The organism is Pseudonocardia phyllosphaerae (assembly GCF_046546475.1).
GTDB classification, from domain to species: Bacteria; Actinomycetota; Actinomycetes; order Mycobacteriales; family Pseudonocardiaceae; genus Pseudonocardia; species Pseudonocardia phyllosphaerae.
Map to the genome: position 1 here is coordinate 238,582 of NZ_JBKGXS010000005.1, position 26,851 is coordinate 265,432.

Sequence of the window (26,851 nt, forward strand, 5' to 3'; positions counted from 1 at the left end):
GATCGCGGCCCGGGTCGGAGCCGCGGTTGCTTACTGTACCGATTCCGATCGGTACCCGAAAAGCGGAAGGGGTCTCGTCTCCGGGTCGTGCGCCGAGCGGTTTCCGGCCGCGGCGGGCGGCGGCCGGGCGGGTCAGCCCAGGCGGCCGGCTCCGTCGCTCGGCGTACCCGGGAACACGGTCGGCGCGAGCCAGCCGCGCTCGGCGTAGGCGGCCCGGACCGCGTCGGTGACGGCGGTCGCGGCCTCGGCCGGGCACAGCGCGATGACGCAGCCGCCGAAGCCGCCACCGGTCATCCGCGCTCCGACCGCGCCACCGGCCCGCGCCGCCTCCACCGCGACGTCGATGTGCGGGACGGTGATCGCGAAGTCGTCGCGCATCGAGACGTGCGAGGCGTCGAGCAGCGGGCCGATCTCCCGCGGGTCCGCGCCCGCGGACAGCAGCCGCACGACCTCGAGTACCCGGGCGTTCTCGGTGACGACGTGCCGGGCGCGGCGCCGGACCCGGTCGTCGGCGATGACCGTGACGTCGTCGGGGGTCGCGTCGCGCAGCGCCCGCACGCCGAGCACCCGGGCGGCCTCCTCGCAGTCCGCGCGGCGGGCGCCGTACTCGCCGCCGGCGTGCGCGTGCGGGGCACGTGAGTCGATGACCAGCAGTTCCAGGCCGTGCGCGGGCAGGTCGAACGGCACGAGCTCGACGACGTCGTCGCGGGTGTCGAGGAAGACCAGCCGCCCGGCACGGCCGTGCATCGACGCCATCTGGTCCATCCCGCCGGTCGGCGCGCCGACGAACGCGTTCTCCGCACGCCGCGCGATCCGGGCCAGCTCGGTCGGGCCCACCTCGACGCCGGCCAGCCCGGCGAGCGCGACCCCGGCCGCGCACTCCACCGCCGCCGACGACGACAACCCGGCCCCGACCGGCACGTCGGAGTCCAGCTCGACGTCGAGCTCGGCCACCGGGTACCCGGCCTCCCGGAACGCCCAGACGGTGCCCGCGACGTAGGCCGCCCAGCCCGGCAGGTCCCCGGGCGCGACGGTGGCGGCGGTGAATTCCACGACGCCGTCCTCCTGCGCCGAGCGGACGGTGCTCGTCCCGCCCGGCGCAGGTGCGGCCGCCAGCACGGTGCGCTGCGGGATGGCGAAGGGCAGCACGAAGCCGTCGTTGTAGTCGGTGTGCTCGCCGATCAGGTTGACCCGGCCCGGCGCGGCCCAGACCCCGGCCGGTGGACGGCCGGTGCGCTCGGTGAACGCGGCGGCGACCGTGTCCGCCGACGGTGCGGGTCCGGCCGGTGCGGAACCGGCCGCTGCGGGGCCGTCCGGTGTGGACGCGGTGTGCGGGGCGGGGCGGGTCATGCGGGGTACTCCTCCGTGCGGGCCTGACCGGCCCACGGTAGTCCTCGGTGCTGTAGTCCTCGGTGCTGTGCCGGCCCCGGGTGCTGCGGGGCCGGTGTGTGCGGCTGCGCGCGGAGAGGAAGATCGTCGGCGTGAACGTGCGGTCCCCGTCCCCGGCGCTCGACGCCGCGCTCGCCTGCCCCGTGCCCGTCGCCCTGGGCGGGCGGCTGGCGTCGTTCGGCGCGGTGCGCGGCGGCGCGGCCCGGTTCACCGCGGAGGTCTCGCCGTTCGGCGGGCTGCCCGCCGAGCCGGGGCCGGGGGACTGGGCGGACCTGGCCGCGCTGTGCGGGCCGGGCGCGCTCGTCGTCCTGGTGCGGGCGGGGGACACCCCGCCGGAGCCGCCCGCGGGCTGGGCGCTGGAGCGGCCGTTCCCCGGGGTGCAGATGGAGGGCTCCGGGCTGCGCACCGAGCCGTACCCGGGCGCGGTCGCACTCGGCCCGGACGACCACGCGGAGATGGCCGAGCTGGCCGGGCGCACCCGTCCGGGGCCGTGGCTGGCGCGCACCGCGGAGCTGGGCGGGTTCCTCGGCGTCCGCGACGTCGCAGGCGACGGCAGGCTGGTCGCGATGGCGGGGGAGCGCATGCGGGTGCAGGCCCCGGACGGGAGCCGGGCCACCGAGATCTCCGCGGTCTGCACCGACCCCGCGTGGCGCGGCCGCGGCCTGGCCGGGGCACTCGTGCGTGCAGTCGCACACGCTGTCGTCGAGCGCGGGGAGCTGCCGGTGCTGCACGCCGCCGAGGACAACGAGAACGCGATCCGGCTCTACCGCGCGATGGGCTTCACCCTCCACCGCCCGATGCGGTTCGACCAGCTGCGCACGCCCGCCGCCCGCTGAGGGCGCACCGCTCACACCCGGGACAGGACGCCGTCGATCGAGGTGGGGGAGAGCACCTCGTCGAGCACCAGGATGGCGCAGCCCATCACGCCGCTGCGGCCGCTGAGCAGGCCCGGCTCGATGCGCAGGTTCTGGGTGACCGCGGCCATCGAGCGGCGGTAGATCGCCTCGCGCACCCCGGCGACGAGCGGGTCGAACGCGCCGACCAGGTCCCCGCCGATCGCCACCAGTGCCGGGTTCACCAGGTTGACCGCGGCGGCGAGCACCTCCCCGAGCCGGCGCCCGGCGATGCGGACCAGCCGGACGGCGTCCGGGTCGCCCTGCTTCACCAGCGCGACGACGTCGGCGATCGTGTGCGCGTCCCGGCCCTGCGCGGCGAGGTCGCGGACCAGCGCCGCCCCCGAGGCGAGCACCTCCAGGCAGTCGACGTTGCCGCAGCCGCAACCGACGCCGGGGCCGTCGTGCACGGGGGTGTGCCCGATCTCCCCGGCCGCGCCCCATGCGCCGCGCTGCAGGTCGCCGCCGGACACCAGGCCGGCGCCCACCCCGGACCCGATCTTGACCATGAGCAGGTCGTCGACATCGGGGTGTGCGGCGTGCTCGGCCAGTGCCATCACGTTCACGTCGTTGTCCACCCGCACCGGCACCGCGAAGCGCTCGGTGAGCAGCGGCGGCAGCTCCACGCGCTCCCAGCCCGGCAGTGACGGGACCCCGACCGACCAGCCGTTCGCGCTGTCCACCGAGCCGGGTACCGAGAGCCCGATGCCGCGGATGCCGGTGTCGTCGAGATCGCCGCTGAGCAGGAGCTTCTCGCAGGCGGTGACCGCGTCGCCGAGCAGCCGGTACGGGCCGACGGAGGCGGGCTGGTCCAGGACGTCCTCGGCGAGCACGGCGCCGGTGAGATCGCAGACCGCGACCTTGCTGCGGCTCACGCCCACCGAGATCGCGAGCACGGTGCCGCCGGAGGAGTTGAACTCCAGGCGCGCCGCGGGTCGGCCGCCGGTCGCGGCGGCGCCGAGCACCTCGGTGACCAGGTTGTCGGCGAGGAGCCGGTCGACCCGGGCCGCGACGGCGGTGCGGGACAGGCCGGTCTCCCGGCCGATCTCGGTCCGGGTACCGGCGACGCCGTCACGGACCAGCCGGAAGATCTCCCCGGCGGTGGCCGGTGCGCTGGTCGGAGTGCGTCCTCGCATTCATCCAGTGAACCACAGTGCTTTGAGCTGGTAAAACGCTGATGACCAAGGACTAACGAATTGTGAATACCTAAGTCCCTCGCTAGAGTGCGTATCGCAGGGTTCGTCACCGCCCACCACCTGGAGATCGACGCACCGTGACCGTTACCCACCCGGTTCTGACCGAGGTCACCGAGCGGGTCGTCGCCCGCTCGTCCACCACCCGCGCCGCCTACCTGGAGCGCATCCGCACCGCCGCCGCCGAGGGTCCCGCGGCCGGTCCCAGCCGGGGCGACCTCGGCTGCGCCAACCTCGCCCACGGCGTCGCCGCCTGTGGCCCCGACAAGCTCACGCTCACCGCGACCCCGGCCCGCAACGTCGCGATCGTCACCGCCTACAACGACATGCTCTCGGCGCACCAGCCGTTCGAGACCTACCCGGCGCTGCTCAAGCAGGCCGCCCGTGAGGCCGGCGGTGTCGCCCAGGTCGCCGGCGGCGTGCCCGCCATGTGCGACGGCATCACCCAGGGCCGCGCGGGCATGGAGCTGTCGCTGTTCTCCCGCGACGTCATCGCCATGTCCACCGCCGTCGCGCTCAGCCACGACATGTTCGACGCCGCCGTGCTGCTCGGCGTCTGCGACAAGATCGTCCCCGGCCTGGTGATCGGGGCGCTGTCCTTCGGGCACCTCCCGGTGATCCTCGCCCCGGCGGGCCCGATGACCTCGGGCCTGCCGAACAAGGCCAAGGCCGCCGTCCGGCAGCGCTTCGCCGCGGGCGAGGCCGACCGCGAGGAGCTCCTCGAAGCCGAGTCGCAGAGCTACCACGGCCCCGGGACCTGCACGTTCTTCGGCACCGCGAACTCCAACCAGCTGCTGATGGAGGTCATGGGGCTGCACCTGCCCGGCGCGTCGTTCGTCAACCCGGGCACCCCGCTGCGCGACGCGCTGACCGCCGAGGCGGCCCGCCGCTCCGTCGCCGCCGCGGGGGAGCCGACCCGCGCCATCGGCGAGATCATCGACGAGAAGGCCGTGCTGAACGGCATCGTCGCGCTGCTCGCCACCGGCGGGTCGACCAACCACACCATGCACCTGGTCGCGATGGCCGCCGCCGCGGGCGTGCAGGTCACCTGGGACGACTTCGCCGACCTGTCCGCGGTCGTGCCGCTGCTCACCCGGATCTACCCCAACGGCAGCGCCGACGTGAACCACTTCCAGGCCGCCGGTGGCATGCAGCTGCTCGTGCGCGAGCTGCTCGGCGCCGGTCTGCTGCACGACGACGTCCACACCGTCGACGGCCCGGGCCTGTCCCGCTACACCCGCGAGCCGTTCCTGGACGGGCCCGACTCCACCGAGCTGGTGTGGCGCGAGGGGCCCACCGAGAGCCTGGACAAGTCGGTGCTGCGCGGCGTCGCCGACCCGTTCGCGCCCGACGGCGGCCTGCGCCTGCTCGAGGGCAACCTCGGCCGCGCGGTCGCCAAGACCTCCGCGATCGAGCCCGAGCACCGCTACGTCGAGGCTCCGGCCGTCGTGTTCGACGACCAGGACGAGCTGCTGGCCGCGTACAAGGCGGGCGACCTGGACGACCGCGACCTCGTCGCCGTCGTCCGCTACCAGGGGCCGCGCGCCAACGGGATGCCCGAGCTGCACAAGCTCACCCCGTCGCTGGGAGTGCTGCAGGACCGCGGGCACAAGGTCGCCGTCGTCACCGACGGCCGCATGTCCGGCGCGTCCGGCAAGGTCCCCGCGGCGCTGCACGTCACTCCCGAGGCCGCCCGGGGCGGGCCGCTGGCCCGGGTCCGCGACGGCGACGTCGTCCGGGTCGACACCCTCGACGGCTCGCTGAGCCTGCTGGTCGACGCCGACGAGTTCGCCGCCCGCGAGCCCGCCGTGCCGGCCGGACCGTCCGGGCCCACCTACGGCACCGGGCGCGAGCTGTTCGCTGCGTTCCGCAACGCCGTCGGGCCCGCCGACGAGGGCGCCTCGGTCGCCCTGCCGCACTGAGCGATCCCTCCAATCCACCTCCCGGAAGGACACATGAGCGAGAAGCTGCTGGACCTGGCCCCGGTCGTCCCGGTCGTCGTGCTGGAGGACGCCGAGACGGCGGTCCCGCTGGCACGCGCACTGGTCGACGGCGGTCTGCCCGTCATCGAGGTGACCCTGCGGACCCCGGCCGCGGCCGAGGCCGTCCGCCGGATCGCCGCCGAGGTCCCCGACGCCGTCGTCGGCACCGGCACCGTCCGTACTCCCGACGACGTCCGGCTCTCGGTCGACGCGGGCGCGCGGTTCCTGGTCAGCCCGGGCACCACTCCGGCGCTGCTGGACGCGATGGAGGACTCCGGGCTCGACATCCTGCCCGGCACCTCGACGATCTCGGAGATGCTGCGCGTCGCCGAGCGCGGGCACACCGCGATGAAGTTCTTCCCGGCCGAGGCCGCGGGCGGGCGCCCGTTCCTCAAGGCCGTCGCCGGTCCGCTGCCGGACCTGCGGTTCTGCCCGACCGGGGGCGTCACCCCGGCCACGGCCCCGGACTACCTGGCGCTGCCGAACGTGGCGTGCGTCGGCGGGTCCTGGCTGACCCCGGCCGACGCCGTCGCCGCCGGTGACTGGGAGAAGATCCGGTCGCTGGCCGCCGAGGCGGCCGCCCTGGGCTGAACGGCCCCGGTCCCGGTCGGGGCGGCCCGGCGTCCGGGCCGGTCGCGCCACACCGAGAGTGCGGCGAGCACGGCCAGCACGACGTAGGCGAGAACGAGGAAGAGCCCCGCGGAATCGGTCATGGAGCCATCGTGGCCCCGGACCGGTTCCGCGGTCGCATGTCCTGACGCGATCCTGACGCCCGGGTAGGATCGTCACCGGTGTGCCGGGAAGTCTGGTCGGCGGTCGACGACCCCTGCCCAGAACCACCGCCCTCCGGAGCATCGTGAACTCTCCCCACCGGCTCTTCTCCCGCGGCTCGTGGCCCGAGGCCCGCCGCATCGGCGACGTCCTGCGCGCCGAGACCGTCGGCGGCGCCCTGCTCGTCGGCGCCGCGGCGCTCGCGCTGCTGTTCGCGAACTCGCCCTGGCGCGGGGCCTACACCGCACTCGCGCAGTACCGGGTCGGGCCCGCCGCGCTGCACCTGGACCTGTCCCTGGCCACCTGGGCCGCCGACGGCCTGCTGGCGGTCTTCTTCTTCGTCGTCGGCCTGGAGCTCAAACGTGAGTTCCTCGCCGGTGACCTGCGGGAACCGGCGAAGGCACTGCTGCCGGTCGCCGCTGCGGTGGGCGGCATGATCGCCCCGGCGCTGATCTATCTCGCGGTCAACGCGGGCAACCCGGTCGGCCTGGTCGGGTGGGCGATCCCGACCGCCACCGACATCGCGTTCGCCGTCGCCGTGCTCGCGGTGATCGGGTCGAGCCTGCCGTCGGCGCTGCGGATGTTCCTGCTCACCCTGGCCGTGGTCGACGACCTCCTCGCGATCACCGTCATCGCGGTTTTCTACACCGACGAGCTGTCGTTCGTGCCGCTGCTGCTGGCGCTGGTCCCGCTGGCCCTGTTCACGCTGGCGGTGCAGCGCGGGGTCCGGGCCTGGTGGCTGCTGGTCCCGCTGGCCCTGGTCACCTGGGTGCTGGTCCACGAGTCCGGCGTGCACGCGACGGTGGCCGGGGTGCTGCTCGGGTTCGCCGTGCCGGTCCTCGCCCGGCGCGGGGACTCCACGACCGACGGGAACTCACCGAACGAGCGGTTTGAGCACTTCTGGCGCCCGATCTCCGCGGGGTTCGCCGTGCCGGTGTTCGCGTTCTTCGCCGCCGGGGTGTCGGTCGTCGACGGCGGTGGGTTCGGCGCCACGCTCGCCGACCCGGTGACCGCCGGGATCATCGCCGGCCTGGTGGTGGGCAAGACCGTCGGCGTCCTCGGCTCGACCTGGTTGGTGCAGCGCTTCACCCGCGCCCGCCTCGCCGACGACCTCGGCTGGTGGGACCTGCTCGGGCTCGCCCAGCTCGCCGGGATCGGGTTCACGGTGTCACTGCTGGTGGGGGAGCTGGCGTTCGGCACCGGGACGCCGCAGGACGACCACGTGAAGGTGGGCGTGCTGACCGGGTCGCTGGTGGCCGCGGTGCTGGCCACGGTGGTGCTTCGGCTGCGCAACGCGCACCACCGGCGGATCAGCGAGGCCGAGAACCGCGACGACGACGGGGACGGCGTGCCGGACGTGTACCAGCAGGAGAGGTGAGCGGCGCTCGTCTCAGCGGTGGTCGGACTGGGCTGCGGCGTGCCGGATCGCGGCGGGGGACAGGCCGCGGCGTGCGGTGTCCCAGTCGCCGGTGTCGGGCAGCTCGCAGGGCAGTGCGTGCACGTAGGTCGTGACCGGGCCGCCGCCGGCGGTCACTCCGCCGCGCGAGTGCGCGCGGAACGGCTCGCGGGTGCGGTCGATCGGGTTGAAGCAGCGCTCGCAGAGCAGGTCGTGGGTCATGCGAGGTGCCCCCGCTCCGAGGCCGGGACCACGGTGCCGGCCGGGACGCAGCCGCCGGTGTGCGCGACGGCGTCGCGCCAGGAGACGGTGCCGTCGGCGGCGGCGTGCTCGATGTGGGCCAGCCGGACGTACGGCTCGGTCTCCGGGTCGACCGCGCCGTAGCAGCGTTCGCAGATGAGGATCATCGGTCACCGTTCGAGAGGGGAGACGTCAGGTAAGGGTTCCCATACCTTGCCCGCCGTGGCCGCCGCACACACGCGAACGTGACGGGCGCCGCTGTGGCACCTCCCACCCGCGACACGCCCACGACCAGGGGTTTCCGTTGCGCCGCAACGACGGGACGTGTCGCCGGGGATTCCTGTCGGTGCCCTCTCCTAGACTCCCCCTCCTCGGTTCACCCGGAGCCGGGCCCGCCGACCGGACCACCGGAGAGGAGACCGCGATGCGCCTGGTGCACGCCGCCGACCTGCACCTGGACAGCCCGCTGCGCGGCCTGTCCCGCCTCGGTGACACCGAGCTGGCCGGCACGCTGCGCTCCGCGACCCGGCGGGCCTGCGAGAACCTGGTCGACGCGGTCGTCGACCACCGGGCCGACGCGCTGGTCCTGGCCGGCGACGTCTACGACGGGGACTGGAAGGACTACGCCACCGGCGCCTTCTTCGTCCGCCAGCTCGCCCGCCTGCACGACGAGGGCATCCCGGTCTTTTTGATCAACGGCAACCACGACGCGGAGTCCGAGATCACCCGCTCGCTGCGGCTGCCGCCCAACACCCACCGGCTCTCGGTCGACGCCCCCGAGACCAAGGTGCTCGACGACGCCGGCCTGGCCGTGCACGGGCAGGGCTTCGCGCGCCGGGCGGTCGTCGAGAACCTGGTGCCTGCCTACCCGGACCGCATCCCCGGCCTGGTCAACGTGGGCATGCTGCACACCTCGGTGCAGGGCGACGACCGGCACGACACCTACGCCCCGTGCCGCCCGGAGGACCTGTCCGGCTGCGGCTACGAGTACTTCGCCCTCGGCCACGTGCACGAGCAGCGCGAGGTCTGTGGCGGCGCGCACCCCGCCTGGTTCTCCGGGAACCTGCAGGGCCGCCACCCGCAGGAACGCGGCGCGAAGGGCGCGCTGCTCGTCGACGTCGAGCCGGGCGGGCGTGCGCAGGTCGACCCGCTGGTGCTCGACGTGGCCCGCTGGGAGCTCGTCGAGATCGACATCGCCGGGTACTCCGGTGCCGACGAGGTCTTCGAGGCCGTCGCCGGGGAGCTGCGGGAGCGGTGTGCCGCGGCCGCGCCGCGCGCCGTCGTCGCGCAGGTGACGCTGACCGGGGCCGGCCCGGCCGCGGCCGAGCTGACCGACGTCGCGAAGGTCCGCACCGAGCTGGAGCTGATCGCCGAGCAGTCCGGGGCGGTGCTGGAGAAGGTGCGGCTGCGCGCCCGCCCGCCGGCCGAGGCCCTGGCGGTGGACCCGGAGCTGGTGGCCGCGGTGTCGGCGTCGGCGACCGGGCTGGCCGAGGACCCCGAGCGGGTCCGGGAGCTCGCCGGTCCGCTGGACCGCGAGGTCGGGCGGCGGCTGCGCGAGGCCGGGCTGCTGGACCTGCGCGACGACGAGCGCCTCGCCGCGCTCGCCCGCACCGCGGAGCAGCAGCTCCTGGCCCGGATGGCCGGGACGGAGCGCCGGTGAGCACTGCCGTGGAGACCACGACCGGGACCCGGACCGGGCGGCTGCGGTCGCTGGTGCTCGAACGCTACGGCGCCTACGAGGACCGCACCCTGACCCTCGGTGACGGGCTGACGATCGTCGCCGGGCCCAACGAGGCAGGCAAGACCACCCTGCTCGACGCGCTGTCCGACCTGCTCTGGGGCATGCCGCGGCCGGTGCGGCACGCCTACGCCGTCAGCCCGGCCCGGCTCGCGGTCTCCGCGACGGTCACCACCGGCGACGGCGAGGAGCAGCTGCGGCGCACCACCCGCGGCCTGCACGCCGTGCCCGGCGAGGGCGACCCCACCCCGTGCGACGGGCCGTGGGGCGCGTCCGGGGCCGAGGCCCGCAAACGGTGGCGGGAGGGCTTCGGGCTCGGCCACGAGGAGCTGCGCGAGGGCGGCCGCAGGCTCTGCTCCGGCGGCGGCGACCTCGCCGAGCTGGTGTTCACCGCGCGCAGCGGCCGCGACGCCCGCGCCCTGGTCGCCGCGCTCGACGCCGAGGCCGACGCGCTGTGGAAGGACCACCGCGGCGCCAAGTCCGTCGAGGTCCGCGCCGCCTACGCCCGCTACGCAGGCGCCGAGGAAGCCGCGACCGAGCGGACCGCCCGTGCCGGGGACGTCACCGCCCTGGCCGAGGAGATCACCCGCCTGGAGCGCCGGGCCGCCGAGCTCGCCCGCAGCCGGGAGACCGCCGGGATCGACGCCGACCGGGCCCGCCAGGCCGTCCGCGCGTTCGAGCCCGCGCGTGAGCTGGCCCGGCTGCGCGCCGAACGCACCGACCTGACCGCTGCCGGGGCCGCGCTCACCGAGGAGGCGCTGGGGGAGTACACCGCCGCCGTCGCCACCCGGGACGAGGCCGAGAGCCGCCGCGAGACCCACCGCGCCCGCGCCGACGAGCTGCGTGCCGAGCGTGCCGAGCTCGATCTCGACGAGACGCTGCTGGCCGACGCGAGCCGCGTCCGGGAGCTGGAGTCCGCCGCGCAGGCCCGTGCCGCCGACGCCGAACGCGCCGCCCGGCTGCGCGCCGAGGCCGCCGACCTGCACCGCAAGGCCGAGGCCGCGCTGGCCGGCCTGGTCGCCGACGACGGACGCAGCACCGGGGAGCGGCTCGCCGCCGTGCACCTGCCCGCCGACCGCGCCCGTGACCTCGACGACGCCGCCCGCCGGCTGCACGACGCCACCGTCGAGGCCGACCGCGCCGAGGCCGCGCACGCCGCCGCGCTCGCCGAGGTCCGCACCAACGCCGAGATCGGCGGCGGGCTCGACCCCGAACGGGTCGGCCGGGTCGCCGAGGTCCGGCGCACCATCGAGGCCGAGGGATCGGCCGCCGCGCTGTGCCGGGCCGCGGTCGCCGACCGGGATGCCGCGGCCGCGCGCCGCACCGAGGCCCTGCTCGCGGCCGGGTACCGGGGTGGGCACGAGCCCGTGGGCCAGGTGCTCGCCCCGCCGGTGCGTGAGGTGCGGGCCGCCCGCACCGCGCTGCGCACCGCCGAGCAGGACCTGCGCGCCGCCGAACGTGCTGCGGCACAGGCACAGGAGCGCCGGCACCGGGCCGTGGCCGACCGCGACGCCGTCGCCGCGGACGGGCCCGCCGTCGGCCCCGAGGCACTCGCTGCCGCCCGCACCGAGCGGGACGCCGCGGTCACCGCGCTGCTGGAGTCCGAGCGCCCCGACGAGCACGCCACCCACCGGCTCGCCACCGCCGTCGCCGCCGCGGACCGGGTCGCCGACGACATGATCGCCTCCGCGGACCGGGTCGCCGAGCTCGCACACCGCGAGACCGAGCTGGCCGACGCGGTCACCGCCGCCGAGGAGGCCGAGGCGGGCGTGGCCGAGCTGCGCGCACACACCGGCACCGCCGAGGCCGCCTGGGCGACGCTGTGGCGGGCGCACGGCGTCGCCGTCCCGGACCCGGACGAGGCCGACGCCGTCGCCTCCGCGCTGGCCGACGCCGCCCGCGCCCAGGACGAGGTCTCCCGTGCCGACGAGCGCCTGGTCCGGCTCGGCGACCAGGCCGACGAGCAGCAGCGTGCCCTGGCCGCGGCGCTCGCGGCCGCCGGGCGCCCGCGGGAGGACGCCCCGCTCGACGTGCTGCTGGAGGCCGCGCAGGGCCTCGTCGACGACGCCGAACGGGTCCGCGAACGCCGGTTCCTGCTGGCCCGGCTGCGCAGCGAGGCCGAGCGCGCCGGCGGGGCCGCCGACGCCGCTCGGCACGAGCGGGCGCTGGCCGCCCAGCGCTGGCGGTTCGCGCTGCGCGGCGCCGGGCTGCCCACCGACCTGGAGCCCGCAGGCTGGGACATCCGCCGCGACACCGTCACCGATGCCCAGCAGGACGGCTCGCTCGCCCGCCGGCACGACGACGAGGCCCGCCGCCTCGAACGCGCCGTCACCGCCCACCGCAAGGCCGTCACCACCCTCGTGGAACGGCACCTCGACCGCGCCCCGACCGGCGCCGCCCCCGTCGACCGGCTCGGGGAGCTGGCCGACCGGGTCGGCGAGGTCACCAAGGCCGCGGTGTCCGCGGGCCACCTCGACGACGAGATCGTCCGTGCCGAGGACGCCGCCGCCCGGGCCGCGCGGGAGACCGCGTCGGCGACGACGGTGCTGGACCGGCTCGCCGTCGAGCTGGCGCTGACCGAGGCCATGGAGCCGGGCGGGCTGGAGGCCGCGGCCGAGCGGGGCGCCGTCGTCGCCGAGCTCGACGCCCGCGCCGCCGAACAGGCCCGGCTGCTCGCCGCCGCCGCACCCGACCTCCCCGCCGACGACGTGATCGCCACTGCACCCGCGACCGAGCCGGGTGCGCTGGCCGAGGCCCGCGACCGCGCCGAGGCCCACGAACGCGAGCTCGGCACCGAGCAGGACGAGGTCCGCGAGCAGCTCGGCGAGCTGCGCGCCCGCCGCCGTGAGCTGGAGGGCACCGACGGCGCCGCCGAGCTGCACGCCCGCGCGCAGGAGGAGCTGGCCGGCGTCGCCGACGCCACCGAGCGCTACCTGGTGCTGCACCTGCAGCGCGAGATCCTGCGCCGCGAGCTGGAGGCCTACGAGCGCAGCCACGCGTCGCCGCTGCTGGTCCGGGCCGGGGTGCTGCTGGAACGGCTCACCGGTGGCCGGTTCGTCGCGCTGCGCCCGCCGTCGGAGCAGGGCGGTGGCGCGCGCACGCTGGTCGCGGTCCGCGGCGACGGCGAGGAGCTCGGCCCGACCGAGCTGTCCGAGGGCACCGCCGACCAGGTGTTCCTCGCGCTGCGCCTGGCCGGGATCGAGCAGCTGCAGGCCGACCGGGCCGCGGCCGGGCTGCCACCGGTGCCGGTGGTGCTCGACGACGTCCTGATGACCTTCGACGACGAGCGCGCCCCCGCCGCGATCCGGGTGCTGGCCGAGCTGGCCGGCGGCCCGCAGGTGCTGCTGTTCACCCACCACGAGCACCTGGTGCGCCTCGCCCGCGACGCGGGCGTCGACTTCACCGTCGCCGAGCTGGGCGCGCCCGCCCGGGTCGAGGCCGTCGTCGACGCGCAGGCCGCGCGCGCCACCCCGCTCGCGGGCTGAGCCGCTCGCCCGGCTGCTCACCCGGTGGTGCTCGCCCGGGCCGCTCGCCCGGGGCCGCCGCCCCACCGTGGCGGGCCGGGTACCCAGGCGGCAGACTGCGCGGATGGACGCGTGCGGTGAGCGCTTCGTGATCGTCTCCGGCGACGCCTGGGCCGAGGTCGACGAGGTCGGTGGCGGGCTGGCGGGCTTCTCCCAGGGAGGCCGGGTGCGCGTCGAGCCGCATCCGCCGACGTCCCGCCCGCCGATGGGCTCCGGTGCGGTGCTGGCGCCGTGGCCGAACCGGGTCCGCGGCGGGCACTGGACCTTGCACGGCACCGACCAGCAGCTCGCGCTGACCGAGCCGGCCCGCGGCAACGCCATCCACGGCCTGCTCCGCCACGTGCCCTGGACGCTCGTCGACCGCGCAGGCGACCGCGTCACCCTCACCGCGACCGCGGCGGTGCAGCCCGGCTGGCCGCAGCCGGTGCGGGTCACGATCACCTACGTCGTCGCGTCGTCCGGGCTGACCGTGGAGACCGAGCTGGAGAACCTCGGCGACGCACCCGTCCCGTGCGGGCTCGGGTTCCACCCGTACCTGCGGGTCGGCGACGTGCCCACCGACGAGCTGGAGCTGACCCTCGCCGCGCAGATGGTGCTGCCGCTGACCGACGGCCTGCCCGACGGGCGGCCGGTCTCGCTGGAGAGCCCGTTCTCCGGCACACCGGTGTCCGACGTCGACCTCGACGACGCGTTCGGCGCCTGCATCCCGGCCGAGGGTGACGACCTGGTGCGGCACCGGGTCACCGCCCCCGACGGCGGCGGCACCGAGGTGTGGGCCGAGCCCGTGTTCGCCTGGGTGCAGGTCTTCACCCCGGACGGGTTCCCGCGCCAGGGCCCGGACGGGACGGTCGAGGCCTCGCGCGCGATCGCCGTCGAGCCGATGACCTGCCCGCCGGACGCGCTCAATACCGGCGCCTGCCTGATCGAGCTGCAGCCGGGGGAGCCGCAGGTGCTGCGCTGGGGTGTGCAGGCCACCGGCTGAGCGACCCGGCACCGGTGACGCCGCTCACCCGGCACTCCGGAACATCATCATCTGGTTGAACGTTGGATCGTCTTGTGAGCGTAGACACCGAGTCCCCCGTGCGGCTGCCCCACCTCGACGAGAACGGCCGCGCCGCGCTGTTCACCGAGGCCCGCACCGCGAACGCCTTCACCGCCGAGCCGGTCCCCGACGAGACCCTGCGCGCGATCTGGGAGCTGGCGCAGTGGCCGCCGACCGCGGCGAACACCCAGCCGCTGCGGGTCACCTACGTCCGCTCCGAGCAGGGCAAGGAGCGGCTGCTCCCGCTGATGGCCGAGGGCAACCGGCCGAAGGTGGAGTCCGCACCGGCGGTCGCGCTGCTCGCCGTCGACCTGGACTTCCACACCCACGCCGACCGCACGTTCCCGATCAGGCCCGGTTTCAGGGAGAGCCTCGACGGGCAGGGCCGCGAGGGCCGCGAGCAGATGGCGACGTTCAACGCCACCCTGCAGATCGGCTACTTCCTGCTCGCCGCCCGCGCGCACGGCCTGGCCACCGGCCCGATGGCCGGGTTCGACGCCGAGGCCGTCACCGCCGAGTTCACCCCCGGCGGGCGCTACCGGACGCTGCTCGTGGTGAACCTCGGCCACCCCGCAGAGGACGCCTGGTTCGACCGGCTCCCGCGCCTGGAGACCGACGAGGTCCTCACCTTCGCCTGACGGACCCTCGCCTGGCGGACTGTCGCCTGGCGGCCCTCGCCTGGCGGACCCTCCCCTGATGGGTCTCGCCCGACGGGCCCTCGCCCGACGGGCCTTCGCCTCGCGGGCCGTCCGCGCTGTGGCACACCCCGTACGCGGGGTCGGGATTTGCCGCGGACGGGCGTGTCCGGTGCCGGGTGCGGCCCCGGTCCCGGGAGTAGGGTCGGCCGCATGTGCGCGCTGGACGGGACCATCTGGACCGACGGGATCGAGGGCGTGGAGGTCCCCGGGTACGCCCGGACCGACGGCGCCGTACGGACCGGGATCGTGCACCTCGGCGTCGGCGGGTTCCACCGCGCGCACCTGGCGATGTACGTCGACGCGCTGCTCGCCTCCGGTGACCCGGACGCGGTGAACTGGGGCATCTGCGGCGTCGGCGTCCTCGACGGCGACTCCCGGATGCGCGACGTCCTCGACGCCCAGGACGGGCTCTACACGCTGGTGCAGAAGAACGCCGACGGCTCGCTGGTCCCGCAGGTGATCGGCTCGCTCGTCGAGTACCTCTACGCGCCCGGCGACCCCGAGGCCGTCATCGAGAAGATCGCGCACCCGGACACCCGGATCGTCTCGCTGACGATCACCGAGGGCGGCTACGCCGTGGACCAGACCACCGGCGAGTTCGCTCCGGACTTCCCGGGCGTGCGTGAGGACCTGGCGGCGCTGGCCGCCGGCGACCCGCCGAGCGGTGCCTTCGGCCTGGTCGTCGAGGCGCTGAACCGGCGCCGCGAGCGCGGCACCGGCCCGCTGACGATCATGAGCTGCGACAACATGCAGGGCAACGGGGACACCGCGCGCCGGGTGTTCACCGGCGTCGCCCAGCTGCGCGACGCCGACCTGGGCGCGTGGGTCGCGGACAACGTCACCTTCCCGAACTCCATGGTGGACCGGATCACCCCGGCCACCGCCGACGCCGACCGGGAGGCGCTCGCCGAGCGGTTCGGCCTGCAGGACGGCTGGCCGGTGGTCTGCGAGCCGTTCACCCAGTGGGTGCTCGAGGACGACTTCGCCGCCGGGCGCCCGGCGCTGGAGAAGGTCGGCGTGCAGCTCGTCCCGGACGTCGTGCCCTACGAGCTGATGAAGCTCCGCCTGCTCAACGCCACCCACCAGGCGCTCGGCTACCTCGGCTACCTGGCCGGGCACCGCTACGTGCACGAGGTCGCCCAGGACCCGGTGTTCGCCCGGTTCCTGCGCGACTACATGGACCTCGAGGCGACGCCGACGCTGCAGGCGGTCCCCGGCGTCGACCTCGACGCCTACAAGGACACCCTGCTCGAGCGCTTCGCCAACCCGGCCGTCGCCGACACCCTGAAGCGGATCAACTTCGGCTCGTCGGACCGGATCTCGGTGTTCCTGCTGCCGGTGGTGCGCGAGCAGCTGCGCCTCGACGGCCCGGTGGACCGGGCGGCCGCCGTCGTCGCCGGCTGGTGCCGCTACGCCGAGGGCACCGACGAGCAGGGCGCGGAGATCGAGCAGCAGGACCGGCTCGCCGGCGAGCTGACCCCGCTGGCCCGCGACGAGCGCACGACCCCGCTGGCGTTCCTCTCCTACCGTCCCGTCTTCGGCGACCTGGCGACCGACGAGCGGTTCGCCGCCGCGTTCCGCCGCGCGCTGGAGTCGCTCTACGACGCCGGCGCCGAGGCCACCGTGCAGGGGCTCACCGGGAAGGGCTGAGCCCGCCCGGCACCACGGCCGGGGACGCGAACGCGTCCCGGGCCCGGGCGACGACGTCGTCGTAGAGCACCCGCGCGTCCGGCCCGGACGGGTCGTCCAGCCACGTCAGCACCGTGACGTGCAGCAGCCCCATCGCCGTCGCCGCCGCGATCCGGTCGTCCACACCGGGGCCGTCGCGCCCGCCGCGTTCGGCCAGCGCCTGCGCCACGGTGGTCTCCACGGTCCGGCCGGCCTCGGCCATCCTGGCGTTCAGCTCGGGGTGGGTGCGGATCAGCTGCAGCTGCCCGTGCCAGATCGGGCTGGTCGTCAGCGCCGCGGCGACGTCGCCGAGTACCGAGGTCGCGACGGCCAGCGCGGAGTCGCCCGCCCGGGCCCTGACCGTCTCGGCCAGCTCCGCCAGGCCGGAGTCGCTCCAGCCGAACAGGACCGCGTCCTTGGTGGGGAAGTGGTTGAAGAACGTCCGCGGGGAGACGTCGACGTCGGCGCAGATCTCCTCGACGGTGAACCCGTCCGGGCCCTGGACGCGCGCCCGCTCCAGCGCCGCGGCACGCAGCTCCCGGCGGGTGCGGGCCTTCTTGCGCTCCCGCAACCCGTGGCACTCGCTCTCCTCGCCGAGCACGGACACCCTCCCGGATCATGCGTCCCCTGCATTTTTGCAGTGACTGCAGTTTAGCGTTACAGTAGATAGCACTGCAAACGAAGTGGCGGCACCGGCGTGCCGGGACGTGGAGGAGAGTCGTGGCGAGTCAGGAGACGGTCGAGGAGGAACGGGACAGGTCCTCGCGGGTGCGCACGGCGAAGGACCTGGCGCTCGCGCTGTGGTTCCCGGCCTTCCTCGTGCTGGGGTTCATGCTGTTCTACCTGCTGCCCTTCCACGCGCCCGCGCCGCACGGCATCGCCGTCGGCGTCGTCGGGCAGGACGGGGCCGCCGCGGTCTCCCAGCAGCTCGGGCAGGCGGTGCCCGGCGGGTTCGACGTCCACCCGCTCGCCTCGGCCGACGACATCCGCGGCCAGGTCTTCGACCGGACCGTCTCGGCAGGCTACGACCCGTCGTCGCACACGCTGTTCGTCGCCAAGGCCGACGGCATGCAGCTCTCCCAGGTCCTGCAGGCGGTCTTCTCGCCGCTGTCGAGTGCCACGGGCGCCCCGCTGACCGTCGTCGACCTGGCGCCGACCGCGCCCGGTGACGGCTTCGGCACCGCGCTGTTCTACATCGCGATGGCCTGGAACATCTCCGGCTACATCGCGGTCATGATGATGGTCCAGGCGGTCACGCTGTCCCGGCGGACCAAGCTGTTGGCACTGGTCGGCTTCGGCGCCTCGGCCGCGGTGGTCTGCTGGCTGTTCAGCATGTCGATCGACGCGATCCCGGCCCACCCGGGTCTGCTGCTGGTCGGCTTCCTGCTCTCCCAGGCCGTGGCGTGGACCTCGTTCGGTCTGGCGCCGTTCGTGCGCCGGGCGCTGCCCGGCGTCGCGATGGGCCTGTTCCTGCTGCTGTCGATCCCGTCCTCCGGCGGCGCGATCCCGAAGGAGATGGTCCCCGGGTTCTTCCAGGTGCTGCACCACGTCATGCCGCTGGGCCAGGCCATCGACGCCGCCCGCGGGATCCTCTACTTCGACGGCACCGCGGTCACCGTCCCGGTCCTGGGCCTGCTGGCCTGGTGGGCGTTCGGCGTCGTGCTCGTCGCGCTCGGGGTGTGGAAGGAGCGCCGGGCCGCGGCCCGCGCCGAGACCGAGCAGGGCGGGACCGAGGCCGAGGTCGACGGCGGGCCGGTGCCGGACGAGCACCGGATCGCCGAGGCGATGGCCGACGAGGCCGCGGTCGGTGGTGCCTACCAGGGCGCCTACCAGGACGCGCTGCGCGAGTCCCGGCTGCTGACCCAGCCGGTGCCGACGCTGATCGGGCGGGTCGTCGACACCGCGGGCGACCCGGTGCCGCGGGCCCGTGTGACCGTCGTCGACGGCGCGGGCGCCCAGGTCGACGTGGCCTCCGGCTCGGAGGACGGCCGGTTCGCCGTCCGCGGCCGCGACGGCGAGTGGATCACCGTGCTGGTCGCCGCAGCGGGCCACGACCCGGTCTCGCAGCGCCTGCGGCTGCACGGCCCGGTCTCGCACCGCAGCGTCGTGCTCGGCGGTGGCGAGCAGCGCGGCGAGCCCGTCGCGGTGTGGGACGGCGCCCCCCGCCGCTCCGGTGCGACGGTGTCGGCGGGGTCCACGCAGTTCTAGGGAGCCGGCCGGCCGGCGTGGGCCGGCGAGCGGCGCGGGCTGCTACGCCCGGTGGGCGAGCAGCGCCGCGCCGACGATCCCGGCCTCGTTGAGCAGCTTCGCCGGGGTGATCGGCGTCCGGATGTGCACGTGCTCGGACCAGCGGTCGAACTTCTTGCTGACCCCGCCGCCGACGACGATCAGGTCCGGCCACACCAGGTTCTCCAGCGTCCGGTAGTAGCGGGTCAGCCGCTCGCCCCACTCCTCCCAGGACAGCTCCTCGCGGTCGCGGGCGGAGTCGGCCGCGCGGGACTCGCCGTCGTGGCCGTCGACCTCGATGTGGCCGAACTCGGTGTTCGGCACCAGCGTGCCGCGGACGACCAGGGCCGAGCCGATCCCGGTGCCCAGCGTCGTCACCAGCACCACGCCGGCGTCGGGGCCGGCCGCGCCGTACTCGACCTCGGCGACCCCGGCGGCGTCGGCGTCGTTGACCAGCACCGCCTCCCGCCCGGTCACCTTGCGCAGCAGCTTCGCCGCGTCGCAGTCGATCCAGGAGTCGTCGACGTTCGCCGCGGTGCGGGTGACGCCGTGCTGGACGACCGCGGGGAACGTGCAGCCGAACGGCCCGTCCCACCCGTAGTGGTCGAGGATCTCCTTCACGACCTCGGCGACGGCCTCGGGTGTGGCCGGCTGCGGGGTCGCGATCCGGGTCCGCTCCTCGGCGAACCTGCCCTTCTCCAGGTCGACGGGGGCGCCCTTGATCCCGGAGCCACCGATGTCGATCCCGAAACCGCGCTGCTTCTGCGTGCTCACCGGCGCATCCTCTCAGGCTGTCCGTACACCTCAGGAGCCCAGGGCGCCGGCGACGACGTCGCGTGCCTCGGCCTGGATGCGGGCGAGGTGCTCGGGCCCGCGGAAGCTCTCGGCGTAGACCTTGTAGACGTCCTCGGTGCCCGACGGGCGCGCGGCGAACCAGCCGGTGTCGGTGACGACCTTGAGCCCGCCGATCGGGGCGTCGTTGCCCGGCGCACGGGTCAGCTTCGCGGTGATCGGGTCGCCGGCCAGCTCGGTGGCGGTGACGTCGCCGGCGTCGAGCTTGCCGAGCGCGCTCTTCTGCTCGCGGGTGCAGGCGACGTCGGTGCGGGCGTAGGCGGGGGTGCCGAAGCGGGCGGTGAGCTCGCCGTAGTGCTCCGACGGGGTCTTCCCGGTCACGGCGGTGATCTCCGCGGCGAGCAGGGCGAGCAGCAGGCCGTCCTTGTCGGTGGACCAGGGCGAGCCGTCGCGGCGCAGGAACGACGCCCCGGCGCTCTCCTCACCGCCGAACGCGATCTCCCCGGAGCGCAGGCCGGGCACGAACCACTTGAACCCGACGGGCACCTCCAGCAGCGTGCGGCCCAGGTCGGCGGCCACCCGGTCGATCATCGACGAGCTGACGGCGGTCTTGCCGACCGCCGCAGCGGCCGGCCAGTCCGGGCGGTTGCGGTAGAGGTAGCCGATCGCGACCGAGAGGTAGTGGTTCGGGTTCATCAGGCCACCGTCGGCGGTGACGATGCCGTGCCGGTCGGCGTCGGCGTCGTTGCCGGTGGCGATGCGGAACGGCGCGTCCTGCTCCATCCGCGACACCAGCGAGGCCATCGCGTACGGCGACGAGCAGTCCATCCGGATCTTGCCGTCCCAGTCCAGGGTCATGAACCCGAACGCGGGGTCGACGGCCGGGTTCACCACGGTCAGGTCGAGCCCGTAGCGCTCGGCGATCGCGCCCCAGTAGTCGACCGACGCGCCGCCGAGCGGGTCCGCGCCGATGACGACGCCGGCGTCGCGGATGGCGTCCATGTCGAGCACATTCGCCAGGTCGGCGACGTAGGCGTCGAGGTAGTCGTAGCGCTGCGCGTCGATCCGGGCGGTGCGCTGCACACCGGACAGCCCGGCCTCGAGCAGTTCGTTGGCGCGGTTCGCGATCCAGGTGGTGGCCTCGGTGCCTGCCGGGCCGCCGTCCGGCGGGTTGTACTTGAAGCCGCCGTCGCGGGGCGGGTTGTGCGAGGGGGTGACGACGACCCCGTCGGCGAGGCCGTTGCCCGGTCCGCCCGCGCGCCCGGCGTTGGCGGCGAGGATGGCGTGCGACACGGCGGGGGTCGGGGTGAGGCCGTCCCGGGCGTCGATCATCAGGGTGACGCCGTTGGCGGTGAAGACCTCGGCGGCGGTGCGCCAGGCCGGCTCGGAGAGCGCGTGCGAGTCGCGGCCCAGGAACAGCGGGCCGTCGGTGCCCTGCGCGGCGCGGTACTCGACGATCGCCTGGCTGGTGGCGGCGATGTGGTCGTCGTTGAACGTGCCGTCCAGGGCGGAGCCGCGGTGCCCCGACGTGCCGAACGCGACCCGCTGGACGTCGATCTTCGGGTCGGGGTGGGTGTCGGCGTAGGCCGCGAGCAGGGCGGGCACGTCGACCAGGTCCTCGTCGCGGGCCGGGGTGCCGGCGCGGTCGTGCACGGTCATCGGGGTGGTCCTCCTGGTCGTACGGGTGCTGCTGTGCGGGTGCTGGGGTCAGCCTGCCGTATCCGGGGGTGCGACGGCAGGGCGTGTCGGACGCGGGTGCCTACGCTGGACGGGTGCGGATCGCGTCGTTGCTCCCGGCCGGGACCGAGATCGCCGGACGGCTGGGGCTCGCCGGTGATCTCGTGGGCGTCACCTTCGAGTGCGACGAGCCCGCCGGGATCCGGTCCCGGGTGCCGGTCGTGGTCGACACCGCGCTGCGGGGCTCGGGCGGTGAACCGGCCCCGGCCGAGATCGACGCCGTGGTGCGCGAGCGCGCGGCGGCCGGGCTTCCGCTCTACGACCTGGACCGGGCGACGCTCGCCGCCGCCGACCCGGAGCTGATCCTCACCCAGGACCTGTGCGCGGTGTGCGCCCTGCCCGGGGCGACCGTCGCGCAGGCCCAGGCGGAGATCGGGACGCGGGCGCGGGTGCTGTCGCTGGACCCGCACCGGCTCGGTGACGTGCTCGACGCGATCACCGCGGTGGGGGACGCCGCCGGGGTGCCGGATCGGGCGTCGGTGCTGGTGGGGGAGCTGCGGGCGCGGCTGGACGCGGTCGCCGCGGCGGTGCCGGACGCGCCGTCCCCGCGGGTGCTGATGCTGGAGTGGACCGACCCGCCGTTCGTGCCGGGGCACTGGGTGCCGGACCTGGTCACCGCCGCCGGGGGAGTGCCGGTGGCCGCGGTGCCCGGCGGGCGCAGCGTCGCGGTGGACTGGGACGCGCTCAGCGGCCCCGGGGCGGAACCCGTCGACCTGGTGCTGGTCGCGCCCTGCGGTTTCGGTCTCGACGACGCGCGGTCTCAGGCCGAGGCGGTGCTCGACCGGCTCCCGGCGGGTGTGCCGGTGTGGGCGGTGGACTCGGCGTCCTACGTGGTCCGGGCGGGGCCGCGGCTGGTCGACGGGGTGGAGGCGATCGCGTCGGCGCTGCACCCGGGCGCGGTCCCGGCGCCGCCGCCCGGGCGGGTCGCGCGGGTGCGGTGAGGGCGTGCGCTGCTGTCGGTCGCCATACGCAGACACCGGCACGAGATGTCCCAGGAGATGTCTCAGGAGATGAGGTATTCGGCGGTGGCCGGCCCGGTCGGCGGCCGGACCAGGGCTCCCCGATCAGCCCGGTACGTCGGCCCCGAGGCGCCGGCCGACCAGGCGGGCGACGTACGGCGACACCACCAGCATCAGGATCACCCGCAGGACCTGCACCGCGACCACCGAGGTGACGTCGACGCCGGAGGAGATCGCCGTCGCCAGCACCGCGTAGATCCCGCCGGGCGTGGTGGCGAGGTAGCCCTCCAGCGGCGTCATCCCGGTCAGTGCGGACAGCAGCAGCCCCAGCCCGGCGCACAGCGCGACGACCGCGAGGATGAGCGCGGTCGCGAGCGGCAGCACCCGGGCGACCGTCGCCAGCGCCGGACGGGTGAACCGCAGCCCCGCCTGCCAGCCGATCACCGCGTAGGCCACGTCGACCAGCAGGCCGGGGACGGATGCGCCGTCGGTCCACCCGGTCAGCCCCAGTGCCACCGCCACGGCCATCGGGCCGAGCAGGGCACCGGCCGGGACCCGGGTGAGGCGCGCCAGCGGCAGACCGATCCCGACGCACACCGCGGTGACGGCGAGGCCCACCCACCAGGCCGGGCCGGCGCCGCCGGCGGGCCCCGTCGTCGCCGGGGCGGTGTGGGCGCCGAAGACCAGCGCGGCGACCAGCGGCATCGTCGCCGTCACGAGCCCGACGCGCAGGTACTGGATCACCGCGACCAGGCGTTCGTCGCCGCCGAGCTCGCGGGTGATCGCGACGAGCCCGGACGCGCCGCCCGCGGTCTGCGCGAGCATCCCGGTGAGCGGGGTGACGCCGCGCTGCAGCCCCATCAGCAGCCCGGCCGCCATGCTGACCACCAGCGTCGCCAGGCTGATCAGCAGCACCGGGACGGCCTGCGCGGCGACCGCACCGAGCGTGTCCGGCCGGGCCAGCACCCCGATGACGACGCCGACGACGGCCTGCGCCCCGGACGTCACCGGGCGGGCGACGCGGCGCGGGGCGAGCCCGGCGAGCGCGAGGACGGTGCCGATCAGCAGGCCCGCGAACAGGGCCGGGCTCGGCACCCCGGCCCGGTCCAGGACGACGCTGGCACCGGCGGTCACCGCCGCCAGCAGCACCCACCGCCACCAGGAGAGACGCCAACCGGCCGCCGTCGCCGGGGCCGTCACCGGGCCGCCGTCACTGGGTCGCCGGCGCCGGGGAGTCGTCACTGCGGAGCCGGCGCCGGGGGATCACGGGACGAGCGTAGGTCGGGCCCGGGCCCGTTGCGCCGGCCCGGGCCCGTGAGAACGGCCACGATCGTTGACCGAGGCGAACGACCTCGGCCGGGTGGTTCAGGCGGGGTCGATCCGGAACACCGGGCAGACGCCGGCGAGCTCGGCGAAGGCCTCCGGCGACGCGTCCCGGGCGACCTCGTTCTCGATCATGATCTCCGCACCCTGCGGGGTCACCTCGGGCCACGCCGCCAGCACGGTGCGGGCCTCGTCGTCGCCGACCTCGGTGAGCACGACGGCCTCCGGCTCGGCTCCCGTGCCGGGGTCCAGGGTGGCGTGCCCGCCGGCCGCGCGGACGTTGCGGATCCAGTCCGCGCCCGGGAACCCGCCGACCACGTAGCGACGGCCGTCGAGGGCGTACACGGTGAGCGGGGTGTGCCGCGGTGCGCCGCTGCGCCGCCCGGGGACGGTGAGCACGGGCAGCGTGAACGGCAGCTCGCCGCGGTCGCGCTGCTCGAGCAGGCCGGCGTTCATCTCCTTGAGCTGCTTCGGGGCGCGGATGGCACGGCGCGGGTCGGTCACGGCTCCTCCGGAGCGTCGGGTGGTCGCTGTCTCGGTACAGCGTACTACGTACGGCGTACCGGGTGCGAGATCGCGTAGCCACGCCGGTTCGGTGCCGATCGACGTCCGAGTCCGAGCTCGAGCCCGGGCCTGGGCCCGGGCCCGACCCCACCGGAGCCGCCGTCAGCTCAGGTTCGCGTGCGTCCCGACGAGCACCGCACGGCCCAGCGTGTGCCCGAACAGGTTGAACGCCAGGAACGCAGGCGTCGAGGTCTCCGGGATGTCCAGGGACTCGACGTCGAGCGCGTGCACGGCGAAGAAGTAGCGGTGCGGCCCGTGCCCGGGCGGCGGGGCGGCACCGAGGAAGCGGCGCAGGCTCGCGTCGTTCGGGAGCTGGACGGCACCGGCGGGCAGGCCCGAGCCGGTGTCGTCGCCCGCGCCGGTCGGCACCTCGGTCGTCGTCGCCGGGATGTTGAACACCGCCCAGTGCCAGAAGCCGGACGCGGTCGGGGCGTCCGGGTCGTAGCAGGTGATCACGTAGGAGCGGGTGCCCTCGGGTGCGTCGGACCAGGACAGCTGCGGGGAGACGTCCTCGCCGCCTGCACCGAAGATCCCGGAGATCTGCGGGGTGGCCAGCGCGGCGCCGTCGGTCACATCGGTGCTGGTCAGGGTGAACGACGGGACGGTGGGCACGTCGTCGTAGGGGTTGCGGGGCATGGGGCGGAGCGCTCCTCGGATCGGCGGCACGGTCGTCGCGGGCATCGTGGCACGGCGTGGCGCGACACGGGGGACGACCGCGCCGGGACCGGATCGGGCAAGGTGTACTGCCGTGGAGATGCTGCTGGTGGTCGTGGGACTGATGCTCGCGGCGGTGGTGCTGGTCGGGATCGGCGAGCGACTGCGGCTGCCCTGGCCCGCGCTGATGGTCGTCCTTGGTGCGATCGCGGCCCTGATCCCCGGGCTGCCCGACGGGTTCACGGTCGAACCGGACCTGATCCTGCCGTTGTTCCTGCCCCCGTTGCTCTTCGCGACGGCGCAGCGGACCTCGTGGGCGGTGTTCCGGGCCCGCTGGACGGTGATCGTCCGGCTGGCCGTCGCGCTCGTGCTGGTCACGGCGGCCGCGGTCGCCGGGCTGGCGTGGCTGCTGGTGCCCGGCATCGTGCTGACCGCGGCGATCGCGCTCGGTGCGATGGTGGCCCCGCCCGACCCGGTGGCGGTCGAGGCCGTCGCCGGCCAGGTCTCGATCCCGCGACGGCTGCTGGCGGTGCTGCAGAGCGAGGGCCTGTTCAACGACGCGACGGCGCTGGTCGTGTTCCAGGCCGCCGTGCTCGCCGCGACGTCCGGTGGGGAGCTCAGCGCCGGTGCGCTCGCGCTGCGGTTCGTGCTCGGCGCGATCGGCGCGGTCGTGATCGGGCTCGGTGTCGCCTGGCTCGCGCGCACCGTGCTGGGACGGCTCACCGACGCCACCGGCCGCAGCGCGCTGACCCTGGTCCTGCCGTTCGCGACCTACCTGGCCGCCGACGAGGTGGGCGCGTCCGGCGTCATCGCCGTCGTCGTGCTGGCGCTGCAGCTGCGTGCACACGCCGACGCCGACGAGGCCGCCGAGCGGCTCACCCAGTCGGGCCTGTGGAACGTGGTCGAGCTGATGGTCACCGGTGTGGCGTTCGGCCTCATCGGGCTGGACCTGCGGCAGGTCGTGCTGGCCGCCGGGGACGACCTGCCCCGGATGCTCGGGCACGCGGCGCTGGTGTGCGTCGTGGTCGTGGTGGTGCGGGCGCTCTGGATGGGCGCGGCGTGGTTCGCACTCGGCCGCTCGTCCGACGAGTCGACCGCACCCCGCTCCGGGCGCGAGGTCGTGCTGCTGACCTGGTGCGGGATGCGCGGGCTCGCGACGCTGGCGCTGGCCCTGTCGATCCCGGTCACCACGCACACCGGCGAGCCATTCCCGGCCCGCACCGAGATCGTCCTGATCGCGGTGTCGGTGCTGTTCGTGACGCTGCTCGTGCCCGGCTTCACGCTCCCGATGCTGGTCCACGCCCTGCACATCGACGACGAGGCAGACGCCGAGCGCCTCGCCGAGCGCGAGATCGTCGTCCGGGCGCAGCGCGCAGCGCTGGCGACCATGGAGTTCGAACGACGCGTCCAGGGCCTGCCCGACGACGTCGCCGCCGGCATGCGCGAGCGCCTCGAACGGCTCGAGTCGGTGCTGTCCGGTGACACGCAGACCGACGAGGACCGGCAGCGGTTCGCGACCCTGCGCGCCGCCCGCCGCAAGGTGAACGACGCCCAGGCATCCGCGCTGTCCGCGGCCCGCGCCGAGGTGCTCTCCGCGCGCCGGGAGCCCGGGGTCGACCCGCACGCCGCCGACCGCGTGCTGCGGCGCCTCGACCTGCGCTCGGTGCTGCTCGACTGAGCCGGTGCCGCCGGGCCCGGGTGCCGCCGGGCCCGGGTGCCGCCAGCCTGGGTCCGGGTGGCTGCAGGGCCGGGCTGCTGTCAGGCCGGGGCCGGATGGCTGCAGGACCGGGGTGCTGACACCGGATCAGAGACACCGGATCAGACCTGGCGCGAGGCGTACCCCCTGTCCCAGAGATACCTCACCTGCTGAGGCATCCCGCGGGACGACATCCGGCGGGACGACATCCCGCCGGATGCCACTCCGGACGGCATCCGGCCGAACGTCTCAGTACCTGAGGCATCCCCGAACGGGCACCCTGCTCCGGCCGGCGCGAGCCGGCCCGTGATCACCGGCATCGAAACCCTGCATCCAGGACCGGGGTTGTCCGCGACGGCGGGAACA

22 protein-coding genes are annotated in these 26,851 nt (G+C 75.3%); 12 read left to right on the plus strand and 10 right to left on the minus strand.

The features are described 5' to 3' along the window. Positions 1-132 precede the first annotated feature (132 nt). Positions 133-1,350, minus strand: coding sequence for a galactokinase (gene galK, locus ACLE50_RS13185; protein WP_410943793.1), 1,218 nt, complete (start codon positions 1,348-1,350; stop codon positions 133-135). Between the two features lie 131 nt (positions 1,351-1,481). Between galK and ACLE50_RS13190 the strand changes: the two genes are divergently transcribed. Continuing rightward, positions 1,482-2,225 carry a GNAT family N-acetyltransferase gene (locus tag ACLE50_RS13190; protein WP_410943794.1) on the plus strand — a complete coding sequence of 248 codons (744 nt, stop codon included), beginning with the start codon at positions 1,482-1,484 and terminating at the stop codon, positions 2,223-2,225. A gap of 11 nt (positions 2,226-2,236) precedes the next feature. Here ACLE50_RS13190 and ACLE50_RS13195 read toward each other — a convergent pair whose 3' ends face one another. Further along, positions 2,237-3,418 carry an ROK family transcriptional regulator gene (locus ACLE50_RS13195; protein ID WP_410943795.1) on the minus strand — a complete coding sequence of 394 codons (1,182 nt, stop codon included), beginning with the start codon at positions 3,416-3,418 and terminating at the stop codon, positions 2,237-2,239. 137 nt (positions 3,419-3,555) lie between these two features. On the opposite strand from ACLE50_RS13195, the gene edd reads away from it, so the two are divergent. The 3 genes from edd to nhaA all read left to right on the plus strand — a co-directional run bounded on the left by edd (position 3,556) and on the right by nhaA (position 7,606). Further along, positions 3,556-5,397 carry a phosphogluconate dehydratase gene (gene edd / locus ACLE50_RS13200; protein ID WP_410943796.1) on the plus strand — a complete coding sequence of 614 codons (1,842 nt, stop codon included), beginning with the start codon at positions 3,556-3,558 and terminating at the stop codon, positions 5,395-5,397. A 33-nt stretch (positions 5,398-5,430) separates the two neighbouring features. After that, entirely contained in the window at positions 5,431-6,048 is a 618-nt protein-coding gene (gene eda, locus ACLE50_RS13205; protein WP_410943797.1) for a bifunctional 4-hydroxy-2-oxoglutarate aldolase/2-dehydro-3-deoxy-phosphogluconate aldolase, read from the plus strand. A 265-nt stretch (positions 6,049-6,313) separates the two neighbouring features. Further along, on the plus strand, positions 6,314-7,606 hold the full coding sequence (nhaA, locus tag ACLE50_RS13210; RefSeq protein ID WP_410943798.1) for a Na+/H+ antiporter NhaA: 1,293 nt from the start codon (positions 6,314-6,316) through the stop codon (positions 7,604-7,606). A 12-nt stretch (positions 7,607-7,618) separates the two neighbouring features. Here nhaA and ACLE50_RS13215 read toward each other — a convergent pair whose 3' ends face one another. Further along, on the minus strand, positions 7,619-7,846 hold the full coding sequence (locus tag ACLE50_RS13215) for a hypothetical protein (RefSeq protein ID WP_410943799.1): 228 nt from the start codon (positions 7,844-7,846) through the stop codon (positions 7,619-7,621). Further along, positions 7,843-8,031: a hypothetical protein gene (locus ACLE50_RS13220; protein WP_410943800.1), complete on the minus strand. Its 189-nt coding sequence runs from the start codon at positions 8,029-8,031 to the stop codon at positions 7,843-7,845. The genes ACLE50_RS13215 and ACLE50_RS13220 overlap by 4 nt, the downstream gene beginning before the upstream one ends. Positions 8,032-8,288: 257 nt before the next feature. Between ACLE50_RS13220 and ACLE50_RS13225 the strand changes: the two genes are divergently transcribed. The 5 genes from ACLE50_RS13225 (at position 8,289) to ACLE50_RS13245 (ending at position 16,516) form a co-directional block, all read left to right on the plus strand. After that, on the plus strand, positions 8,289-9,524 hold the full coding sequence (locus ACLE50_RS13225; protein WP_410943801.1) for a metallophosphoesterase family protein: 1,236 nt from the start codon (positions 8,289-8,291) through the stop codon (positions 9,522-9,524). Continuing rightward, positions 9,521-13,087, plus strand: a complete 3,567-nt coding sequence (locus ACLE50_RS13230; RefSeq protein ID WP_410943802.1) for an AAA family ATPase — start codon at positions 9,521-9,523, stop codon at positions 13,085-13,087. The genes ACLE50_RS13225 and ACLE50_RS13230 overlap by 4 nt, the downstream gene beginning before the upstream one ends. 103 nt (positions 13,088-13,190) lie before the next feature. Beyond that, complete coding sequence (locus tag ACLE50_RS13235; RefSeq protein ID WP_410943803.1) at positions 13,191-14,108, plus strand: aldose 1-epimerase family protein; 918 nt, start codon at positions 13,191-13,193, stop codon at positions 14,106-14,108. Between the two features lie 74 nt (positions 14,109-14,182). Continuing rightward, entirely contained in the window at positions 14,183-14,806 is a 624-nt protein-coding gene (locus ACLE50_RS13240) for a malonic semialdehyde reductase (protein ID WP_410943804.1), read from the plus strand. A 210-nt stretch (positions 14,807-15,016) separates the two neighbouring features. Beyond that, positions 15,017-16,516, plus strand: a complete 1,500-nt coding sequence (locus tag ACLE50_RS13245; protein WP_410943805.1) for a mannitol dehydrogenase family protein — start codon at positions 15,017-15,019, stop codon at positions 16,514-16,516. On the opposite strand, the gene ACLE50_RS13250 is transcribed toward ACLE50_RS13245, so the two are convergent. Then, positions 16,500-17,141 carry a TetR/AcrR family transcriptional regulator gene (locus ACLE50_RS13250; protein ID WP_410943806.1) on the minus strand — a complete coding sequence of 214 codons (642 nt, stop codon included), beginning with the start codon at positions 17,139-17,141 and terminating at the stop codon, positions 16,500-16,502. The two genes, ACLE50_RS13245 and ACLE50_RS13250, sit on opposite strands and share 17 nt — an antisense overlap. A gap of 113 nt (positions 17,142-17,254) precedes the next feature. Here ACLE50_RS13250 and ACLE50_RS13255 point away from each other — a divergent pair, with 113 nt between their 5' ends. Next, positions 17,255-18,742 carry an ABC transporter permease gene (locus ACLE50_RS13255; RefSeq protein WP_410943807.1) on the plus strand — a complete coding sequence of 496 codons (1,488 nt, stop codon included), beginning with the start codon at positions 17,255-17,257 and terminating at the stop codon, positions 18,740-18,742. A gap of 42 nt (positions 18,743-18,784) precedes the next feature. Here the strand turns inward: ACLE50_RS13255 and ppgK are convergent, their stop codons facing one another. Beyond that, a complete protein-coding gene (ppgK, locus tag ACLE50_RS13260; protein ID WP_410943808.1) occupies positions 18,785-19,534 on the minus strand; it encodes a polyphosphate--glucose phosphotransferase in 750 nt (249 codons plus the stop codon). Between the two features lie 30 nt (positions 19,535-19,564). Continuing rightward, positions 19,565-21,211, minus strand: a complete 1,647-nt coding sequence (gene pgm, locus ACLE50_RS13265) for a phosphoglucomutase (alpha-D-glucose-1,6-bisphosphate-dependent) (protein ID WP_410943809.1) — start codon at positions 21,209-21,211, stop codon at positions 19,565-19,567. Between the two features lie 113 nt (positions 21,212-21,324). Between pgm and ACLE50_RS13270 the strand changes: the two genes are divergently transcribed. Continuing rightward, the gene (locus tag ACLE50_RS13270; protein WP_410943810.1) at positions 21,325-22,230 is read left to right on the plus strand and encodes an ABC transporter substrate-binding protein; all 906 of its coding nucleotides are present in this window, start codon (positions 21,325-21,327) and stop codon (positions 22,228-22,230) included. A gap of 123 nt (positions 22,231-22,353) precedes the next feature. On the opposite strand, the gene ACLE50_RS13275 is transcribed toward ACLE50_RS13270, so the two are convergent. The 3 genes from ACLE50_RS13275 to ACLE50_RS13285 form a co-directional block, all read right to left on the minus strand. Next, positions 22,354-23,448, minus strand: a complete 1,095-nt coding sequence (locus ACLE50_RS13275) for an AbrB family transcriptional regulator (protein ID WP_410943811.1) — start codon at positions 23,446-23,448, stop codon at positions 22,354-22,356. A 165-nt stretch (positions 23,449-23,613) separates the two neighbouring features. Continuing rightward, positions 23,614-24,075: a nitroreductase/quinone reductase family protein gene (locus tag ACLE50_RS13280; protein ID WP_410943812.1), complete on the minus strand. Its 462-nt coding sequence runs from the start codon at positions 24,073-24,075 to the stop codon at positions 23,614-23,616. A 162-nt stretch (positions 24,076-24,237) separates the two neighbouring features. After that, positions 24,238-24,771 carry a YbhB/YbcL family Raf kinase inhibitor-like protein gene (locus ACLE50_RS13285; protein WP_410943813.1) on the minus strand — a complete coding sequence of 178 codons (534 nt, stop codon included), beginning with the start codon at positions 24,769-24,771 and terminating at the stop codon, positions 24,238-24,240. Positions 24,772-24,889: 118 nt separating this feature from the next. On the opposite strand from ACLE50_RS13285, the gene ACLE50_RS13290 reads away from it, so the two are divergent. Beyond that, positions 24,890-26,467 carry a Na+/H+ antiporter gene (locus tag ACLE50_RS13290; protein ID WP_410943897.1) on the plus strand — a complete coding sequence of 526 codons (1,578 nt, stop codon included), beginning with the start codon at positions 24,890-24,892 and terminating at the stop codon, positions 26,465-26,467. Positions 26,468-26,851: the final 384 nt, after the last annotated feature.

Excerpts from the sequence above, each read along its gene's own strand:
- eda (WP_410943797.1), top strand. The coding sequence starts at position 5,431 with ATGAGCGAGAAGCTGCTGGACCTGGCCCCGGTCGTCCCGGTCGTCGTG.
- ACLE50_RS13245 (WP_410943805.1), top strand. The coding sequence starts at position 15,017 with ATGTGCGCGCTGGACGGGACCATCTGGACCGACGGGATCGAGGGCGTG.
- ACLE50_RS13235 (WP_410943803.1), top strand. The coding sequence starts at position 13,191 with ATGGACGCGTGCGGTGAGCGCTTCGTGATCGTCTCCGGCGACGCCTGG.
- ACLE50_RS13220 (WP_410943800.1), bottom strand. The coding sequence starts at position 8,031 with ATGATCCTCATCTGCGAACGCTGCTACGGCGCGGTCGACCCGGAGACC.
- ACLE50_RS13290 (WP_410943897.1), top strand. The coding sequence starts at position 24,890 with ATGCTGCTGGTGGTCGTGGGACTGATGCTCGCGGCGGTGGTGCTGGTC.
- ACLE50_RS13195 (WP_410943795.1), bottom strand. The coding sequence starts at position 3,418 with ATGCGAGGACGCACTCCGACCAGCGCACCGGCCACCGCCGGGGAGATC.
- pgm (WP_410943809.1), bottom strand. The coding sequence starts at position 21,211 with ATGACCGTGCACGACCGCGCCGGCACCCCGGCCCGCGACGAGGACCTG.
- galK (WP_410943793.1), bottom strand. The coding sequence starts at position 1,350 with ATGACCCGCCCCGCCCCGCACACCGCGTCCACACCGGACGGCCCCGCA.
- ACLE50_RS13215 (WP_410943799.1), bottom strand. The coding sequence starts at position 7,846 with ATGACCCACGACCTGCTCTGCGAGCGCTGCTTCAACCCGATCGACCGC.
- ACLE50_RS13225 (WP_410943801.1), top strand. The coding sequence starts at position 8,289 with ATGCGCCTGGTGCACGCCGCCGACCTGCACCTGGACAGCCCGCTGCGC.
- ACLE50_RS13285 (WP_410943813.1), bottom strand. The coding sequence starts at position 24,771 with ATGCCCCGCAACCCCTACGACGACGTGCCCACCGTCCCGTCGTTCACC.